This window comes from Devosia sediminis (assembly GCF_016411825.1).
In the GTDB taxonomy this organism is placed as follows: Bacteria; Pseudomonadota; Alphaproteobacteria; order Rhizobiales; family Devosiaceae; genus Devosia; species Devosia sediminis.
Map to the genome: position 1 here is coordinate 41,998 of NZ_JAEKMH010000002.1, position 17,470 is coordinate 59,467.

15 protein-coding genes are annotated in these 17,470 nt (G+C 64.9%); 10 read left to right on the plus strand and 5 right to left on the minus strand.

What is annotated here, in order from left to right; all coding sequences use genetic code 11:
- Nucleotides 1-9: 9 nt before the first annotated feature.
- The 4 genes from JEQ47_RS07490 (at nt 10) to JEQ47_RS07505 (ending at nt 5,207) form a co-directional block, all read left to right on the plus strand.
- On the plus strand, nt 10-1,248 hold the full coding sequence (locus JEQ47_RS07490) for an ABC transporter substrate-binding protein (protein ID WP_198875803.1): 1,239 nt from the start codon (nt 10-12) through the stop codon (nt 1,246-1,248).
- A gap of 241 nt (nt 1,249-1,489) precedes the next feature.
- Nucleotides 1,490-2,416 (plus strand): carbohydrate ABC transporter permease, encoded by a 927-nt coding sequence (locus tag JEQ47_RS07495; protein ID WP_198875804.1) that lies wholly within the window; start codon nt 1,490-1,492, stop codon nt 2,414-2,416.
- Complete coding sequence (locus JEQ47_RS07500; protein WP_198875805.1) at nt 2,413-3,279, plus strand: carbohydrate ABC transporter permease; 867 nt, start codon at nt 2,413-2,415, stop codon at nt 3,277-3,279. The genes JEQ47_RS07495 and JEQ47_RS07500 overlap by 4 nt, the downstream gene beginning before the upstream one ends.
- 14 nt (nt 3,280-3,293) lie before the next feature.
- Nucleotides 3,294-5,207, plus strand: a complete 1,914-nt coding sequence (locus tag JEQ47_RS07505; RefSeq protein ID WP_198875806.1) for a glycoside hydrolase family 127 protein — start codon at nt 3,294-3,296, stop codon at nt 5,205-5,207.
- A 21-nt stretch (nt 5,208-5,228) separates the two neighbouring features.
- Here JEQ47_RS07505 and JEQ47_RS07510 read toward each other — a convergent pair whose 3' ends face one another.
- The 4 genes from JEQ47_RS07510 to JEQ47_RS07525 are packed head-to-tail and all read right to left on the minus strand — an operon-like array spanning nt 5,229 to nt 9,385.
- Entirely contained in the window at nt 5,229-6,356 is a 1,128-nt protein-coding gene (locus JEQ47_RS07510; protein ID WP_236020752.1) for an iron-containing alcohol dehydrogenase, read from the minus strand.
- Nucleotides 6,349-7,278 (minus strand): dihydrodipicolinate synthase family protein, encoded by a 930-nt coding sequence (locus JEQ47_RS07515; RefSeq protein WP_198875807.1) that lies wholly within the window; start codon nt 7,276-7,278, stop codon nt 6,349-6,351. The genes JEQ47_RS07510 and JEQ47_RS07515 overlap by 8 nt, the downstream gene beginning before the upstream one ends.
- Nucleotides 7,275-8,225: a 4-hydroxythreonine-4-phosphate dehydrogenase PdxA gene (pdxA, locus tag JEQ47_RS07520; RefSeq protein ID WP_198875808.1), complete on the minus strand. Its 951-nt coding sequence runs from the start codon at nt 8,223-8,225 to the stop codon at nt 7,275-7,277. The genes JEQ47_RS07515 and pdxA overlap by 4 nt, the downstream gene beginning before the upstream one ends.
- Entirely contained in the window at nt 8,222-9,385 is a 1,164-nt protein-coding gene (locus JEQ47_RS07525) for a sialidase family protein (RefSeq protein WP_198875809.1), read from the minus strand. Before JEQ47_RS07525 ends, pdxA begins: the two co-directional genes overlap by 4 nt.
- 264 nt (nt 9,386-9,649) lie before the next feature.
- On the opposite strand from JEQ47_RS07525, the gene JEQ47_RS07530 reads away from it, so the two are divergent.
- The 6 genes from JEQ47_RS07530 (at nt 9,650) to JEQ47_RS07555 (ending at nt 16,438) form a co-directional block, all read left to right on the plus strand.
- Nucleotides 9,650-11,188: an ABC transporter substrate-binding protein gene (locus JEQ47_RS07530; RefSeq protein WP_198876811.1), complete on the plus strand. Its 1,539-nt coding sequence runs from the start codon at nt 9,650-9,652 to the stop codon at nt 11,186-11,188.
- Nucleotides 11,189-11,258: 70 nt separating this feature from the next.
- Complete coding sequence (locus JEQ47_RS07535; protein ID WP_198875810.1) at nt 11,259-12,173, plus strand: ABC transporter permease; 915 nt, start codon at nt 11,259-11,261, stop codon at nt 12,171-12,173.
- 8 nt (nt 12,174-12,181) lie between these two features.
- Nucleotides 12,182-13,105, plus strand: coding sequence for an ABC transporter permease (locus JEQ47_RS07540; RefSeq protein WP_198875811.1), 924 nt, complete (start codon nt 12,182-12,184; stop codon nt 13,103-13,105).
- Nucleotides 13,098-14,711, plus strand: a complete 1,614-nt coding sequence (locus JEQ47_RS07545; RefSeq protein WP_198875812.1) for an ABC transporter ATP-binding protein — start codon at nt 13,098-13,100, stop codon at nt 14,709-14,711. The genes JEQ47_RS07540 and JEQ47_RS07545 overlap by 8 nt, the downstream gene beginning before the upstream one ends.
- Complete coding sequence (locus JEQ47_RS07550) at nt 14,704-15,747, plus strand: four-carbon acid sugar kinase family protein (protein WP_198875813.1); 1,044 nt, start codon at nt 14,704-14,706, stop codon at nt 15,745-15,747. The genes JEQ47_RS07545 and JEQ47_RS07550 overlap by 8 nt, the downstream gene beginning before the upstream one ends.
- On the plus strand, nt 15,737-16,438 hold the full coding sequence (locus JEQ47_RS07555) for a FadR/GntR family transcriptional regulator (RefSeq protein ID WP_198875814.1): 702 nt from the start codon (nt 15,737-15,739) through the stop codon (nt 16,436-16,438). The genes JEQ47_RS07550 and JEQ47_RS07555 overlap by 11 nt, the downstream gene beginning before the upstream one ends.
- A 10-nt stretch (nt 16,439-16,448) precedes the next feature.
- Here JEQ47_RS07555 and JEQ47_RS07560 read toward each other — a convergent pair whose 3' ends face one another.
- Nucleotides 16,449-17,453, minus strand: a complete 1,005-nt coding sequence (locus JEQ47_RS07560) for an ABC transporter ATP-binding protein (RefSeq protein WP_198875815.1) — start codon at nt 17,451-17,453, stop codon at nt 16,449-16,451.
- Nucleotides 17,454-17,470: the final 17 nt, after the last annotated feature.

Below are 17,470 nucleotides of genomic sequence, written 5' to 3' on the forward strand. Positions count from 1 at the left end.
AGTGAAACCATGATCCGCAAACTACTGGCCGCGACCAGTCTTGCTTCGCTATGCCTGGTGTCCAACGCCATGGCCCAGGAAACCATCAACATGTGGGTGCGTACCGGCATCGGTACCGCCTTCACCTCGCTGGCCGACGCCTACAATGCCAGCCACGAAAACCAGATCGCATTGACCGAAGTGCCCTTCGCAGAGCTGGTGCAGAAATATGCGACCGCCATCGCCGGCGGCCAGGCGCCCGACGCGCTCTCGCTCGATCTCATCTATACCCCGGCCTTCGCGGCCGCCGGCCAGCTCGAAGACCTGACGCCCTGGGCCTCGAGCCTCGACTATTTCGACGACCTCGCCCCCTCGCACGTCAAGCTCGGGACCTTCGAAGACAAGGTCTATGGCCTGCCGCTCCTCGTCGAGACTTCGATCCTCGCCTGGAACAAGGGGCTTTACGAAGAGGCCGGTCTCGATCCCGAAGTCGGCCCGACGAGCTGGGCGGAAGTCGAAGCCAATGGCGAAAAGATCCGTGCCCTGGGCGGCGACAATTACGGCTTCTATTTCTCCGGCGGCAATTGCGGCGGCTGCATGATCTTCACCTTCACGCCGCTCACCTGGGCCTCGGGCGCCGACATCCTCTCGGAGGATGGTCAGACCGCTACCCTCGACACGCCGCAGATGCGCGCCGCCGTCGCTGCCTATCGCTCCATGGTCGAAAAGGATCTCGTGCCCGAAGGCTCGGCCACCGACAATGGCGTCAACTTCATGAGTTTCACCAATGGCAAGATCGGCCACCAGTCGATCGGCGCCTTCGGCATGGGCTCGCTGATCAATGACTACCCGGATGTCGATTTCGGCGTCACCATGATCCCGGGCATCGAAGGCGGCACCTCGTCCTTTGCCGGCGGCGACAATATCGTCGTCACCAAGGGCACGCCGCGCCTCGCCGCCGTGCAGGAATTCATCGAGTTCGCCTATTCCCCCGAGGGCCAGAAAATCCTCGCCCAGAATGGCTCGCTGCCGACCCGTCTCGATATCGCTGCCGAGACGCTCGAAGGCCTCGATCCGCGCCTGCAGGTGGCCGTCGACGCCATCAGCGTCGCCAAGACGCCTTATACGCTGCTGTTCAACGACCTGATCAACAGCGCCAACAGCCCGTGGGCCACCTTCACCAATGCCGCCATCTATGGCGACGACGTGGACGGCGCCTTCGCCAACGCCCAGGCCGAAATGCAGTCGATCATCGACAACGCACCGTGACCCTTTCTGTCCTCCCCCGCTTGCGGGGGAGGGGGACCACGCCAAGCGTGGTGGAGGGGGGTGTGCTGCACTCTAACAGGTGGGAGTTCCGCAAGAACCCCACCCTTGATCCCTCCCCACAAGGGGGAGGGAGACTATGAACTCAGCCATCCCGCCCAGCGCCTCCCTCCCCTCGATGGGGAGGGACCGAGGGTGGGGTGGAGCGGCAAAAGCCCTAGACAGTGACGTTTCGGAGCCCAGCATGACCATCACCGCCGCCTCGCCCCTTGCGGCCGCAACGGCCCCCCGCATCCGCGGCTCCGCGCGCCGGCAGTGGCTGGGTCTGCTCTACATCGCCCCGGCGATGGCCTTGGTCATCGTCTTCTTCATCGCCCCGGTCGTCTTCACCGTGTGGATGAGTTTTCACAACTGGCCGCTCTTGGGGTCGCCGAGCTGGATTGGCCTTGGCAATTACACCCGCATGCTGACCGACAACCGCTTCATGGCGGCCCTGGGCTTTACCGCCTACTATACGGTCATCGTCACCCTCGCCATCTTCGCGCTGGCCTTTCCGCTGGCCCTCTTTGTCGAGCGTGAGCGGCGCGGGGTCGGCGCCTATCGCACCATCTTCTTCATGCCCGTCGTCGTCGGGCTCGCCACCGCCTCGCTGCTCTGGGTGTGGCTGGCCAATGTCGATAGCGGCCTTTTCAGCCCTATCCTCAGGATGTTCGGCGTCACCGGCCGCAGCGCCAACCTGCTCGCCACCTTCGACAATGCCTTCTGGACCATCATCGTCATGGTGGTGTGGAAGATCGTCGGCTTCACCATGATCATCCTGCTCACAGGTCTCCAGTCCATCCCCACCGACCTCATCGAAGCCGCGCGCATCGATGGCGCCACCGCCTGGCAGCGGTTCCGCATGATCACCCTGCCGCTGATGCGCCGCACCTTGGCGCTGGCGCTGATCCTTTCGGTCACCGGCTCGGTCCTCGCCTTCGACCAGTTCTACATCATGACCTCGGGCGGGCCGCAGAACCGCATGATTTCAGTGGTCTACTATATCTTCAACCAGTCCTTCGTGTCCTTCCAGCTCGGCTATGGCTCGGCGCTTTCCATCGCATTGCTGGGCATCCTGGTCGCGCTTTCGGTCATCCAGCTTTGGCTGCTGCGCGGGGATGAAGACAAATGACCGACCTTGCCAACGCACCGCTCCGCCGCCGCCGGCTCCTCGGCAATATCGGCTTTCACGGCTTTGGGGTCGTGGCTTCGTTCTTCTTCCTCGCCCCCTTTATCTGGGCAGGGCTGGCCTCCCTGCGGCCAGGCGCGGAAGCATCGACCCCGCCCCTGCCGCCCTGGCCGACCACGGGCATCAGCTTCGACAATTATGCCACGCTCGACCTCTTCGGCGCCGGTATCTGGCAGCACACGATCAATTCGCTGCTGGTGTCGCTGGGCACGGTAGTGCTCACCGTGCTCGTCTCGGTGCTGGCCGGATACGGCTTTTCCCGCTTCCGCTTCCCGCTCAAGAACGTCTTTTTCGTCCTGATCATCGCCACGCTGATGATCCCGTTTCAGTCGATCCTGACGCCGCTCTTCATCATCCTGGCGCGGCTCGGGCTCAACAATTCGCTGGTCGGGCTGATGCTGGTCTATGTCACCCTGCAATTGCCCTTCTCGGTCTTCATGATGCGCAATGCCTTCGACGCGGTGCCGCGCGAAATCGAGGAGGCTGCCCGCATCGATGGCGCCACGGACTGGACGCTGTTGGTCCGGGTGCTTCTGCCGCTGGTCATGCCGGGCGTCGCCACGGTGGGGATTTTCGCCTTCCTCAACGCCTGGAACGAGTTCCTCGCGGCGCTGATCCTCCTTTCCGACAACGACAAATACACCCTGCCGGTGCTGATAACCGCCGTCCGCGCCGGTCGCCTCGGCGCCATCAACTGGGGTGCGGTGCAGGCCGGCGTGATGGTCATGACCATCCCCTGCCTCGTCGTCTTCCTCCTCCTGCAACGCTACTACATGCGCGGCCTCATGGCCGGCGCAGTCAAATGACCATGGAAAGCCAAATGACCTCTTCGAGCACACGCCAGTTCCGTCCGCTTCCCGTCCCCTCCGTCACCGTCGGCGGCTATTGGGGCGATTGGCAGGACGCCGTCTGCGACCACACCGCCGCCATCCTGCTCGATCGCTGCGTCGCCGCGCGCATGCTCGAACAGGTCAATCCCGATGTCCCGAGCCCCGGCATCGTCATTCCCATCATCCACTGGCTGGGCACGCCGCAGATGTTCTGGGACAGCGACCTCGGCAAATCGATCGAGACCATCGCCTATTCGCTCTATCGCAAGCCCAATCCCGAGCTCGAAGCCCGGGCCGATGCCATTATCGACATGTATGAGAAGCTGCAGGACGCGGACGGCTACCTCAATTCCTTCTTCCAGCGCATCAAGCCCGAATGGAAGTGGACCAATCTCCGCGACTTCCACGAGCTCTATTGCGCCGGCCACATGATCGAGGGCGCCGTCGCCTATTACCAGGCCACCGGCAAGCGCAAGTTCCTCGACGTCATGTGCCGGATGGCCGACTATTGCGTGAAGAAGTTCGGTCGTGGTCCCGGCCAGGTGCGCGGTTATTGCGGCCACGAGGAGATCGAGCTGGCGCTGGTGCGGCTCGCCCGTGTCACCGGCAACCAGGCTTATATGGACCTGGCGAAATTCTTCGTCGACGAGCGCGGCCAGGCGCCCAATTTCTTCATCGAGGAGGCGATCGCCCACAATCGCGATCCCAAGGGCGTGCAGAAGAACACGCTCGAATACAACCAGTCCCACCTTCCAGTGCGCGAGCAGACCAAGGTCGTCGGCCATGCCGTGCGGGCCATGTACCTGTATTCGGCCATGGCGGACCTTGCGACCGAATACAATGACGACAGCCTCACCGAGGCGCTGGAAACCCTCTGGGCCGACCTCACGCAGAAGCAGATGTATATTACCGGCGGCATCGGCCCCGCTGAATCCAACGAGGGTTTCACCGACTATTACGACCTGCCCAATGACACCGCCTATGCCGAGACCTGCGCCTCGGTCGGCCTCGTCTTCTGGGCCTCGCGTATGCTTGGTCGCGGCCCCAAGCGCGTCTATGCCGACACCATGGAACAGGCGCTCTACAACGGCGCCATCACCGGCCTTTCCACCGACGGCAAGACCTTCTTCTACGACAACCCGCTCGAGAGCACCGGCAAGCACCATCGCTGGACCTGGCACGCCTGTCCCTGCTGCCCGCCCAATATCGCGCGGCTGGTGACCTCGCTCGGCTCCTATATCTACGCCGTCGCCGACGACGAAATCGCCGTGCATCTCTATGCGCAGAGCGAGGCGCGGGTGGAGCTGGCCAATGGTGCGAAATTCACCCTGAGGCAGGACACCGACTATCCCTGGTCCGGCAAGATCGGCATTGCCGTCGATCCCGAAACCACGGCCCGCTTCGCCGTTTCCCTGCGCATCCCCGGCTGGGCCCGCGGCGCAAAGCTTGCCGTCAACGGCCAGCCCCTTGACCTCGCCGTCGATGCCGGCGGTTATGTGCGACTGGAGCGGGAATGGCAGAAAGGGGATCGCCTTGCCCTCGACCTGCCGCTCGAGCCGCGGGTGCTCCGCGCCAATCCACAGGTGCGCCAGGATGCCGGCCGCGTCGCCATCATGCGCGGGCCGCTGGTCTACTGCCTCGAGGGTGCGGACAACGGCGCCGGTCTCAATTCCATCCTGCTCCAGCATGGTGCGGGCCGTGTCGAGACCGCCGCCATTCCCGACCTGCGCGGCGCCATCGCCATCGACCTGCCCGCCCTGCGCGAGCAGGCCAATAGCTGGGGCGCCGATCTCTATGCCGAAAAGGCGGCCGATACCGAAGCCACCACGGCCCGGCTCGTGCCCTACCATCTCTGGGACAATCGCGAGCCGGGCGAAATGCTGGTCTGGCTTCGCGAACGCTGAGGCGGGAGGGGCCGCGTTCGCCTAGAGCGCGGCCCTGTAGATGCCGAGGATATCCTCGAGCCCGAGCGGCCGGGGATTGTTGTCGATCAGGCGCTTGATGGCGAAAGCCTCTTCGCTCCAGAGCGGCAATTGGTCCTCGCTCGCCCCGTGCCGGGAAAGCTGCGTCTCGACGCCGAGGTCGCGGCACCAGGTGACCGCGCCCGAGGTCAGGTCGGCCTTGCCCGACAGGCCGAGCGCCCGCGCCACCACGGCCGTCTTTTCGGGACGGACGGTCTCGTTGAAGGCCAGGACATGGGGGAAGATGATCGCATTGGCGAGGCCATGCGGCAGCTTCAGCCGCGTGCCCAGCGGATAGGCGAGGGCATGGCCGCCGGCCGTGTTGACCGGCCCGAGGCACAGCCCGCCATAATAGGAGGCGAGCATCATTCCGGCCCGCGCTTCGGTATCGGCGCCATCCTGGACGGCGCGGGCAAGAAATTTTCCGACCAGTTCGATGCCGAGGCCGGCATAGCCGTCGATCAGCGGATGCGCCTTGATATTGGTGAAGCTTTCGACGCAATGGGCCAGCGCGTCGATGCCGGTGGCGGCGGTGACGGCGGCTGGCACCGAATAGGTCAGTTCCGGGTCGAGCACGGCGATATCGGCCAGCATGTGCCGGCTTTCGATAGCCAGTTTCGCCAGCGTCTCGGGATTGGTGACGAGCGCGCGGATGCCCGCTTCCGAGCCGGTGCCCGATGTGGTCGGGACCTGCGCCAGCGCGGCACGGCGGCCGGCGACCTTGTCGACGCCGACGACATCGAGCACGCTCTGCTCGCTGTCCCAGAGCACGGCAACGAGTTTTGCCACATCCATCACCGAACCGCCGCCAAGGCCGATCACCAGGTCGGGCTCGAAGGCACGGGCCGCTGCCAGCACCGCCTGGACGGCCGGCAGATCCGGCTCGGGTGGAATGTCGGTAAAGGTCTCGACCACGCCACGGAGCCCGATGCGCGCGACATAGCCGACCGTCGGGGCCATGGCGACGACGAAAATGCGCTTATAGGCGGCAGCCCATTCGCCTAGCTTGCCGATGGCGCCAGCCCCGATTTCGAGCCGTGCCGGCTGCAGCAGCGTGATCGGCCTCGCCATGGAGAGCGCGGAACTAGACATGTTCTTCGCCCTCCAGCGCGGCCATCTTGGCCCAGACCGTATCGAGCTCGACCGGGGTCAGTTCGACCAGAGGCGGGCGGACGCGGGTCCAGCCGGGGTGATTGCGGCGCCGGGCCAGCATGGCTTTGATGGTTGGAAGCTGCACATAGGCATTGGACAAGTCACGCCAGGCATTGATGCGGGCCTGCGCGGCGTCGACTTCGGCTTGCTTGGCCGGGTCGAACCAGTTGTCGAAGACCACCCGCAAGTGCCTGCCGATGAGATTGGAGCTTGACGTGATGCAGCCCGCTCCGCCGGCGCGCAGCAGCGGCAGCATGAAGGGGTCGGCACCGGCCAGCACCGAGAAATTCTCGAACGCCTTGGCAAAGGCTTCCATGCTCTCGATCTTGCCCGAGCTGTCCTTGACCCCGACGATGATGCCCGGAAAGGCCTCGCGCAGCCGCGCCGTCAGCTCGATGGAAATGCCGATCTGGGCGATGGGCGGAATGTGGTAGAGCACGATGCGCAGGTCATCGCGCCCGACGCCCTCGATCAGCTCGGCATAGAAGCGGAAGAGGCCCTCGTCGGAAACGCCCTTGTAGTAAAAGGGCGGCAGCACCACGCAGGCTTTCACGCCCGCCTCGACAGCATGCTTCACAAGGGTGACGCTGTCGGGGACATTGGTCTGCGAAGTGCCGGGCAGCAGCCGCTGCGGATCGATCCCGGCCGCGATGACGCTGTCCAGCAGCGCCTGGCGCTGCGCGATGCTGAACGAGTTCGCTTCGCCGGTCGTGCCGAGCAGGGCGACGCCATCGCAGCCTTCCTCGATCAGCGCCTTGCAATGGGTGGCGAAGGCCGCGTGATCGGGCGCGCCGTCCTCGCGGACGGGTGTCGCCGAGGCGCAGAACACGCCGGAGACGGGAAGCTGGCGGGCGGGGTTCATGACGTTTTCCCAGCAACGAGCCGCCGCGCATAGGCGATGGCCGAGTTCATGTTGACGTGGTTGGCCTTGCCTGTGCCGGCAATGTCGAAGGCGGTGCCATGATCGACCGAGGTGCGGTCGATGGGTAGGCCGACGGAGACATTGACCGCGGTATCGAAGGCCACGAGCTTGATCGGGATATGCCCCTGGTCGTGGTACTGCGCGATGACGAGGTCGAAGGCGCCGCTATAGGCACGATGGTAGACGGTGTCGGCCGAGATCGGCCCCTGCACGTCGATGCCCTCGGCGCGCGCCGTGGCCACGGCCGGCACGACCTGCAGGTCGTCCTCGTTGCCGAACAGTCCGCTTTCCCCGCAATGGGGATTGATGCCGGCCACGGCAATGCGCGGCTTGTCGTAGCCGATGCGCCTGAGATGATCGTTGCCGGCGCGGATGGTCGCGAGGATGCGCTCGGGCGTGGCGCGGTCGATGGCGGTCTTGAGCGAAACGTGGGTCGAAACGTGGATGACCTTGAGTCGCTCCGAAGCCAGCAGCATGAAGGCCGATTTCTGGCCGGTCAGCGCCGTCAGCATGCCGGTATGCCCGTCATAGTGATGGCCCGCGAGATTGAGTGCTTCCTTGTTGATCGGCGCCGTGACGATGCAGCCGATGGCCTCGGCTTCGGCGTCGCGCACGGCCTTTTCGATGAACCGGAAGGCTGCGTCGCCGCCGCGCGGATCGAGCTTGCCCCAGGGCAGGGGCCCGCCTTCGATCGGCAGATCAACGACGACAGGCGCCAGATCGAGCGCAATGCCGAGCGCTTCCCGAGCCCGTTCCAGCGTGTCGCGATTGCCGTAGATGCGGGTCCGGGCGCGGTCATCGGCGGACATTTCCGCCACGGCCTTGACGGAAATCTCCGGGCCGACGCCGGCCGGGTCGCCCATGGTAATGCCGATAATCTCGCTCACGCTACAGCTCCGTCGATCCAGCCCGCGGGGAGACGGACATATTTTATGGCGCGCCGGAAGTAGGTATAGGCGACATGGATTTCGCCATCCTCGCCTTCCAGCAGATAGGGATAAGACAGTTCCTGGTTGCGGCCGTCGGTCGAATTGTTCGAGAGGCAGGTGCCGGTGCTGTCGTCGACCACGCGGCGCAGGGGCCAGGTCCGCCCGCCATCGCTGGAGATGCAGAGGGTCAGCGGCGCGCGCGGCACCCCCCAGATGGGCGAGCAGCCGCCCGAGGCATCCGGCCGGTCGTCGCCCGCCTCGATCTCGTCATAGAGGGAAACCCGGCGATCGCTGGAGGTCGCGGCGGAAGTGGGGTTGCAGACCATTGCCAGCCTGCCGTCGCGCAGCCGGACCACATTGATCGATGAATTGTTGTTCGGGACATCGGTGGCCTCAGGCGCCGACCAGGAGACGCCCCCATCCAGGCTTTCCGAGCGATGCACGAAATCGGACTGGCGGCGGCGATAGAAGGCCACCATGTGCTCGCCATCGAGCGGCACAATGGTCATGTGCACCGAGCCGATGGAGCCGGGCACTTCCGACAGCGTCCAGCTTTCGCCTTCGTCGTGGCTCACGGCCACCGCAGCGGTGTCGTGGCTGCCGTTCCAGCGCTGGCCCGGGCGCGAAATGCAGCGGAAGACCGGCATCATCCAGGCGCCGTCCTTGCGCCTGACGAACCGGCCGCGGATGAAGCTGCCCAGTGGCAATCCGATCTCGCGCGGCGTGCCGCCCCGAAGGGTGCCGTCAAAGCGGATAGGGCGGGCGCGCAGCAGGCATTCGTCCTGGTTGCCGGCCGGCTGGGCGGTATGAAAAAGCTGCCAGTCGCCGCGTCCATTGCGCCACAGCACCGGGTTCTGTTCGGAACGCGCGGGATCGTCGCTGAGCTGCATTGCAGCGCTCCAGCGATCCGCGCCGGGCGCCAGCGTCGAAGCATAGATGGAAATGTCCGACTTGCCCTCGAGCGTGCCGCCGAACCAGAGACAGGCCAGCGTGCCATCGTCCAGCCGCTCGATGAAGGCGGCGTGGTTCTGCACCATGTGCGAAGGCAGGAAGGCCTCGACCCTGTCCATGCCAGTGAGCTCCCCATTCATTCGCGCTGCGATCTCGTCCGGCGACATGCTTCTTCCCTGCTGTTTGATGCCGCAAACTTCACTTGTCAGCACATGTTGTCAAGTTCGTTGTTTGCTATTTTGACCGAGTTCCGGCGCTTATGGAAAAGAAAAGCAAACAAAAACAATGATATAAAACGCTTGAATTCCTGGTATCAAAGGTTTTGGATTATTTAATTTGACAACATGAGGCGAAGTCGGAATAGTGCCGACCCATTGGCGTGCGACCTCGCACCCAGCAATTCGCGCATGAGCGCATCTGCAGCGACGCTCATGATAGCCGCCAAGCTGCAATGGGAGGAAAGTGTGCAATTCAAACCCCTATTCATCGGGGCGCTTCTGGCTTCGGTATCCATCGTACCGGCCATGGCGCAGGCCGATACCGACATTGTCGTGGTGCTCAGTGAGGAGCTGGACCTGGTCGAGCCCTGCATGGCCACGCGCTCCAATATCGGCCGCGTCGTCATGCAGAATATCAGCGAGACGCTGACCGAGCTCGACGTGCGCGGCGATGCCGGCCTGATGCCGCGCCTGGCAGAATCGTGGGAAGACCTGGGCGATGGCACCTGGCAGTTCAAGCTGCGCCAGGGCGTGACCTTCTCCGATGGGTCTGCCTTCGACGCCGCCGACGTGCAGCACTCGTTCGATCGCGTCTTCTCCGACCAGATCACCTGCGAAAGCGCGCGCTATTTCGCCGACACCGACCTGACCTTCGAAATCGTCGACGACAACACCATCAACATCACCGCCTCGCCGGCGCAGCCGATCCTGCCGCTCTTGATGAGCCTCGTGACCATCGTGCCGTCGGAAACCCCGATGGAATTCGTGCGCGATCCCATCGGCACCGGCCCCTATGTGATGTCTGAATGGACCGCCGGCCAGCAGATCGTGCTGGACCGCCGCGACGACTATTGGGGCGAGCAGCCCGAGGTCACCAAGGCCACCTATGTGTTCCGCTCCGAGCCTGCCGTCCGCGCCGGCATGGTGGCAGCCGGTGAAGCCGATATCGCGCCGCAGATCACGGCTGAATCCGCCGACAACAAGGCCCTCGACTTCGCCTATCCGAACTCGGAAACGGTCTACCTGCGCATCGACAGCCAGGACGCGCCGACCGATGACATTCGCGTTCGCAAGGCGCTCAACGCCGCCATCGACCGCGAGGCCTTTATCGGCACCGTCCTGCCCGAAGGCACCGAACTGGCCGTTGCCATGACCCCGCCGACCACGCTGGGCTGGAACCCCAACCTGACCCCGCCGGCCTATGATCCGGACCAGGCCAAGGCCTGGCTCGAAGAAGCCAAGGCCGATGGCGTCGACACGAGCCTGCCCATCGAGATCATTGCCCGTACCGAAAACTTCCCCAATGTCACCGAAGTGGCCGAGGCGATCACCCAGATGCTGACCGATGTCGGCTTCAACGCGACCGTCCGCATGGTGGAAGTGGCCGAGCACGAGCAGTTCTACTCCAAGCCCTATCCGGAAAGCGAAGGCACGCGCCTGATCATGGCGCAGCATGACAACAGCCGCGGCGATCCGGTCTTCTCGATGTTCTTCAAGTATGCCAGCGATGGCACTCAGTCCGGCGTTGCCGATCCCAAGCTCGACGAGATGATCGCCGCTGCTTCGGCGGCCACCGGCGACGAACGCGCCGCGCTCTGGTCGGAAGTCTTCGCCTATGTCCACGACGAGATCGTCGCCGACGTGCTCCTGTTCCACATGGTGGGTCTCAGCCGCGTCAGCGAACGTCTGGACTTCACGCCGACCATCGCCACCAATGCGCAACTGCAGTTGAGCGAAATCGGCTTCAAGTAAGCCGCTTGTCTTGACCAGGGCGATGCCGGACCATCCGGCATCGCCCGCTTTTCGACCCGGGAAACGCACCATGACCAAAATGATCGGACAGCGCGCCATAGCGAGCCTCCTGTCCCTGCTGGGCCTGATGGTCCTGGTCTTCTTCCTGTCGCGCCTGACCGGCGACCCCGCGGTACTCTTCCTGCCCATCGACGCCACCGAAGAGATGAAGCAGCAGTTCCGGGCCCTGCATGGTCTCGATCTGCCGCTGATCGAACAGTTTGGCCGCTATGTCTGGGACCTTCTCCACCTCGATTTCGGCGAGAGCCTGCGCAAGGCCCGCCCCGCCATAGACATCGTGCTCGAAGCCTATGCCTGGACCCTGCCGCTGGCCCTCATCACCATGAGCCTGGTCGTCGTCGCGGCCATCGTGCTCGGCTCGCTCGCGGCCTTCAATGTCGGCGGCTTCTTCGACCGCCTCGTGTCCATCATCTCGCTGGTCGGCGCGTCGGCGCCCGATTTCTGGATTGCCATTGTCGCGATCGTGGTCTTTTCGCTCGGCCTCGGCTGGTTGCCCACCTCGGGCGTCGGCACGCCGTGGCACTGGATCCTGCCGGTCGCCGTGCTGTTCATCCGGCCCTTCGGCCTCGTCGTCCAGGTGGTGCGCGGCTCCATGCTCTCGGCGCTGGCCGCGCCCTATGTGAAGACGGCACGCGCCAAGGGCGTCAAGAACCTGCCGCTGATCTTCGTCCACACGCTGCGCAACGGCATGCTGCCGGTGATCACCGTCATCGGCGACCAGGCCGCCGCCATGCTCAACGGCGCCGTCATCGTCGAAACCATTTTCGGGTTTCCCGGCATCGGCAAGCTGATGATCGACTCCATCCTGCAGCGCGATTTCAACGTGGTGCTGGCCGCCATCATGGTCACCGCCATAGCCATCTTCATCATGAACATCCTGATCGATATCGCCTATGGCCTGCTCGATCCGCGGATCCGGCACTAGGAGCGATGATGGCAGACCTTTCCCTGGCCAAGCCGGCCAATCCCTCCGAGCCGCGCGGCCCGTCGCTGCTGTCCATGCTGTGGCGCGATAAGCTCGCCTTCATCTCCGCCGTGGTGCTGATCCTGATCGTGCTGTTCGCCCTGTTCGGGCCCTGGCTCTTGGGCGACATGGCGATCAAGCAGAACCTGCGCGGCCGCAACCTGCCGCCCTTCAGTCTCGATCGCGGCTGGCAGTTCTTCCTTGGCGGCGACTCCCTGGGGCGCCCCATGCTGGCGCGCCTCGTCGTCGCCGCGCACAGCACCATCCTCATCGCTGCCGGCACGGTGTTCTCGGCGCTGCTCGTGGGGGCGGGGCTGGGGCTTGTCGCCGGCTACATGGGCAAGACCACGTCACAGGTGATCATGCGCCTCGCCGACGTCATCATGAGCTTCCCCTCGCTGTTGATCGCCGTGGTCGTGCTCTACGTGCTGGGGCCATCCATCCCCAACATGATCCTCGTCCTCGCCATCACCCGCATCCCGATCTACCTGCGCACCACCCGCGCCGAGGTGCTCGAAGTGCGCGAGCGCATGTTCGTGCAGGCGGCGATCGTCATGGGCGCCAATCACGGGCGCATCATCGTCCGGCACATCCTGCCTGTGGTGGCCCCGACGCTGGTCACCATCGCCACGCTCGACTTTGCCTTCGTCATGCTGGCCGAGTCGTCGCTCTCGTTCCTCGGCATTGGCGTGCAGCCGCCGGAAATCACCTGGGGCCTGATGGTGGCGCAGGGCCGCCCCTATCTCAACACCGCCTGGTGGCTGGCCTTCTGGCCGGGGCTGATGATCGTCATCACTGCCCTCTCGCTCAACCTGCTCTCGAACTGGATGCGTGTGGCGCTCGACCCCGCCCAGCGCTGGCGCCTGGAATCGCGGAAGACCAAAAATGTCTGAGCCCCTGCTGACGGTCAAAAACCTCTCCGTCGACTTCCACACCGCCCGTGGCACCGTCCATGCAGTGCGCAATGTGAGCTGGTCGGTGTCGCGGGGCGAGACCCTCGCCATCCTCGGCGAAAGCGGCTCGGGCAAGTCGGTCTCGGCCAATGCCGTGATGAACCTGCTCGATACTCCGCCTGCCGAGATCGTCTCGGGCGAAATCCTCTATGAGGGCGAGGACCTGCTGAGGGTGTCCTACGAAAAGCACCGGGCGCTGAACGGCAAGAAGATCGCCATGATCTTCCAGGATCCGCTCGGCCATCTCAATCCGGTCTATACGGTTGGCTGGCAGATCATGGAGATGATGACGGCGCATGGCCGTCCGTCCGATCTGGCGCGCACCCGCGCCCTGGAGCTGATCGCCCGCGTCGGCCTACCGGATCCCGAAGCGGCCATGCGGAAATACCCGCATCAGTTCTCCGGCGGCCAGCGGCAGCGCCTGATGATCGCCATGGCGCTGATGCTCAAGCCTGACATCCTCATTGCCGACGAGCCGACCACGGCGCTCGACGTCACCATCCAGGCCGAAGTGCTGGCGCTGCTGAAGGAATTGCAGGCCGAAACCGGCATGGCGCTGGTGCTGATCACCCATGACCTCGGCGTGGTCGCCGAAATCGCCGATCGCGTCGTCGTCATGAACAAGGGCGAGATCGTCGAGACCGGCACCGCCCGCGACGTCTACCACGCGCCCCAGCACGCCTATACGCAAAAGCTCATCGCCGCCGCGCCGGGCAAGGGCGAAATCCGGCAGCTCGACGGCGCGGCGCCGCTGCTGCTCGAGGCCAAGAACCTCTGCAAGAGCTACGGCAAGTTCACCGCCCTCAGGGACGTGTCCCTCACCCTGGCGCGCGGGCAGAGCCTTGCCGTGGTCGGCGAAAGCGGCTCGGGCAAGTCGACCCTGGCGCGCACCATTCTCCGGCTCGAACAGGCCGATAGCGGCCAGGCGCTGTGGAAGGGGCGGGACCTCATCGCCATGAATGCGCGCGACCTGCTCGAATGCCGCCGCGAAATCCAGATGGTGTTCCAGGACCCCACCCAGTCCCTCAATCCCCGCATGTCGGTCTACCAGTTGATCGCCGAGGGCTGGGACATTCACAAGCTCATGCCCGACAAGAGCAAGCGCCGCGCCCGCGTCCTGGAACTGCTCGAACAGGTCGGCCTCTCGCCCGAGCATGCGGATCGCTATCCGCACCAGTTCTCCGGCGGCCAGCGCCAGCGCATCGCCATTGCCCGCGCCCTGGCGCTCGAACCCGAACTCATCATCTGCGACGAAGCCGTGTCGGCGCTCGACGTGTCCATCCAGGCGCAGGTGATTGCCCTTCTCGACGGGCTGCGCCAGCGGCTCGGGATTTCCTTTCTCTTCATCGCCCACGATCTCGGCGTGGTGCGCGATTTCGCCGATACGGTGATCGTCATGAAGGCCGGGGAAATCGTCGAGCGCGGGCCCACGGCGGAGATCTTCGAGGCGCCGCAACACGACTATACCCAGCGCCTGCTGGCCGCCAATCTCGATCCCGATCCCGACGTGCAGGCGGCCCGTCGTGCTGCACTCACCCATGGCTGAGCTCGCGATCATTGCCGATGACCTGAGCGGAGCGCTGGATGCCGCTGCGCCCTTCGCCATGCGGGGCATCCCGACTGCTGTCGCCCTCGACGTCGCGGCCCTCCCCGAGGCGCTGGCCACCGGCGCCCGCATCGTGGGCGTTTCCACCCATAGCCGCGAGATTTCGGCCGATGCGGCAAGGCAGGCCGTCGCTGCTGCCCTGCAGGCTTTGCCTGTCGGCATGCGCCTCTTCAAGAAGATCGACTCTCGCCTCAAGGGCAATATCGCCGCCGAACTCGACGCGCTCGACTACACGACAGGGCTTGTCGTGCCCGCGATTCCCGCCTTCGGCCGCTGGGTCCGGAACGGCCAGCTCGGCGGTTTCGGCGTTTCATACCCTATCGACATCGCCACCACGCTGGGCGCCCATGCGGTGCGCGCCCTGATCCCCGATATTGAAAAGCAGGCCGATATCGAACGGGCCCTGGGGTCCGGCTTCGATCTCGCCATCGGTGCAAGGAGCCTCGCCGAAGCCATGGCCAGGGCGATGGCGCCCGGGGCGAGGGCGGCGACACCGGCTTTTGTCGGCAAGGCGGCCTATTGCGTCATCGGCTCGACCGATCCGATCACGCTGGCCCAGCTTCGGCATCTCCGCGACGCCAATCCGAATATTCTCCATATCGAGGCACCCAACGGCGTCGCCACGCCGCTGCGCGTCAGCGCCGGCCTCACCATCATTCAGGCGACACCCGGCCCCGTTCAGGCCGGCGGGCCCGAAGTGGCCGAGGCGCTCGGCGCGACGCTAGAGGCGCTGGCGCCCGCGCCCGGTTCTTTGCTGGTCCTCTCAGGAGGCGCCACGGCCCAGGCCATCCTGTCTCGTTTGCGCATAAAGGTGCTGACGCTTCTGGGGGAAGCGCTGCCCGGCCTGCCCGTGGCAGAGGCCGGTGGCTTGACTGTCGTCACCAAATCGGGCGGTTTTGGCGATCCGGACTGCCTTTCGCGTCTGTTCGCCCCCTATTTGAGCCTCGGGAGCCCTGTGCACACTCATGTCGGATAGTTTAGTTGGCCGGCGCAGCCTTTCCGAAACGGTGTTCGACCGCATCCAGCGCTCGATCAAGTCCGGCGCCTATGCGGTGGATGAGCGGCTGCCGACCGAGCATGCGCTGGCTGCCGAATTCCAGGTGTCCCGCCCCGTCATTCGCGACGCGCTGCAACGGCTGCGCGACCAGGGCCTCATCTATTCCCGCCGCGGCGCCGGCAGTTTCGTGCGCGAGCAGGGCATTCGCGAGCCGCTCGGCTTCGGGCAGATGGAAAATCTCTCCGACCTGCAGCACTGCTACGATTTCCGCCTGACCATCGAGCCGCAGGCGGCGGCCATGGCAGCGCAGCGCCGGACGCCCGAGGCGCTGGAGCGGGTCAAGACTGCACTCAACCTGCTGCGCGATGCCACCAACCGCCAGGCCCACCGCGCCGATGCCGATTTCATGTTCCATCTCAGCATCGCCCAGGCCTCGGTGAACCCTTATTTCGTCACCGCCATGCAGGCGCTCGAAGATCACATCGCCGTCGGCATGCGGCTGCATGGGCTGTCGCTGAAAAGTACCCAGGACGGGCTGCGGCACGTCCTGGTCGAACACGCCGCCGTCTACGAGGCGATCCGCGAAGGCGATGCCGAGCGCGCCCAGCGCCTGATGCACGAACACCTGACCGGCTCACGCGACCGTCTGTTCTCCAGCAAGCCGGCTTAATGCGCCGGGATCAGGCCGTCGTGAGCCGTTTGCCTGTGGCGTCGAAGCGGTGGATTTTTGCCGGCTGGAAACCGAAGGCCATGGTGGTGCCATCGGGATAGTCGGCCTTGCCCGGCACACGCGCCGTCAGCCGTCCGGCCACCGGCTCGTCGAGATAAACGAAGCTGTCGGCGCCCAGATATTCCTTGTGCGTCACCCGTCCCTGATAGGGCCCTTCACCCAGGATCACGTCCTCGGGGCGGATGCCGATCGTCGGGGCGCCGAGGCCTTCGGCAAAGGCACCGGAAATGATGTTCATCGAGGGCGAGCCGATGAAGCCGGCGACGAACAGCGAGCCCGGCGCCTCGTAGAGCTCCTCGGGCGTTCCGACCTGTTCCACCCGGCCGGCATTCAGCACCACGATACGGTCGGCCAGGGTCATGGCCTCGACCTGGTCATGGGTCACATAGATCATGGTGGTCTGGGGCAGGGTTTCCTTGAGCGCCGCGATCTCGAGGCGGGTCGCGACCCGCAGGGCCGCGTCGAGATTGGACAGCGGTTCGTCGAACAGGAACACCGCCGGATCGCGCACGATGGCGCGGCCGATGGCGACGCGTTGCCTCTGCCCGCCCGACAGCTCGCGCGGGAAGCGATCGAGATAGGGCTGGAGTTGCAGCTTGGCCGCAGCCTCGTTGACCCGTGCCTCGGTCTCGGCCCGCGAGGCGCGGCGCAGCCGCAGCGAATAGCCCATATTGTCCCGCACATTCATATGCGGATAAAGCGCGTAGGACTGGAAAACCATGGCGATGCCGCGCTTGCTGGGCGGCACCTGGTTCACCACCTTGCCGCCGATTTCCAGCCGCCCCGAGGTAATGCTCTCGAGGCCGGAAATGCAGCGCAGCAGGGTGGACTTGCCACAGCCCGAAGGCCCGACAAAGATCACGAACTCACCCGAGCCGATATCGAGGTTGATATCCCTCAGGACTTCCACGGCGCCGTAGCTCTTGCGCAGGTTGCTGACCTTGATGTCGGACATGGGCTTGGCTTTCCGGG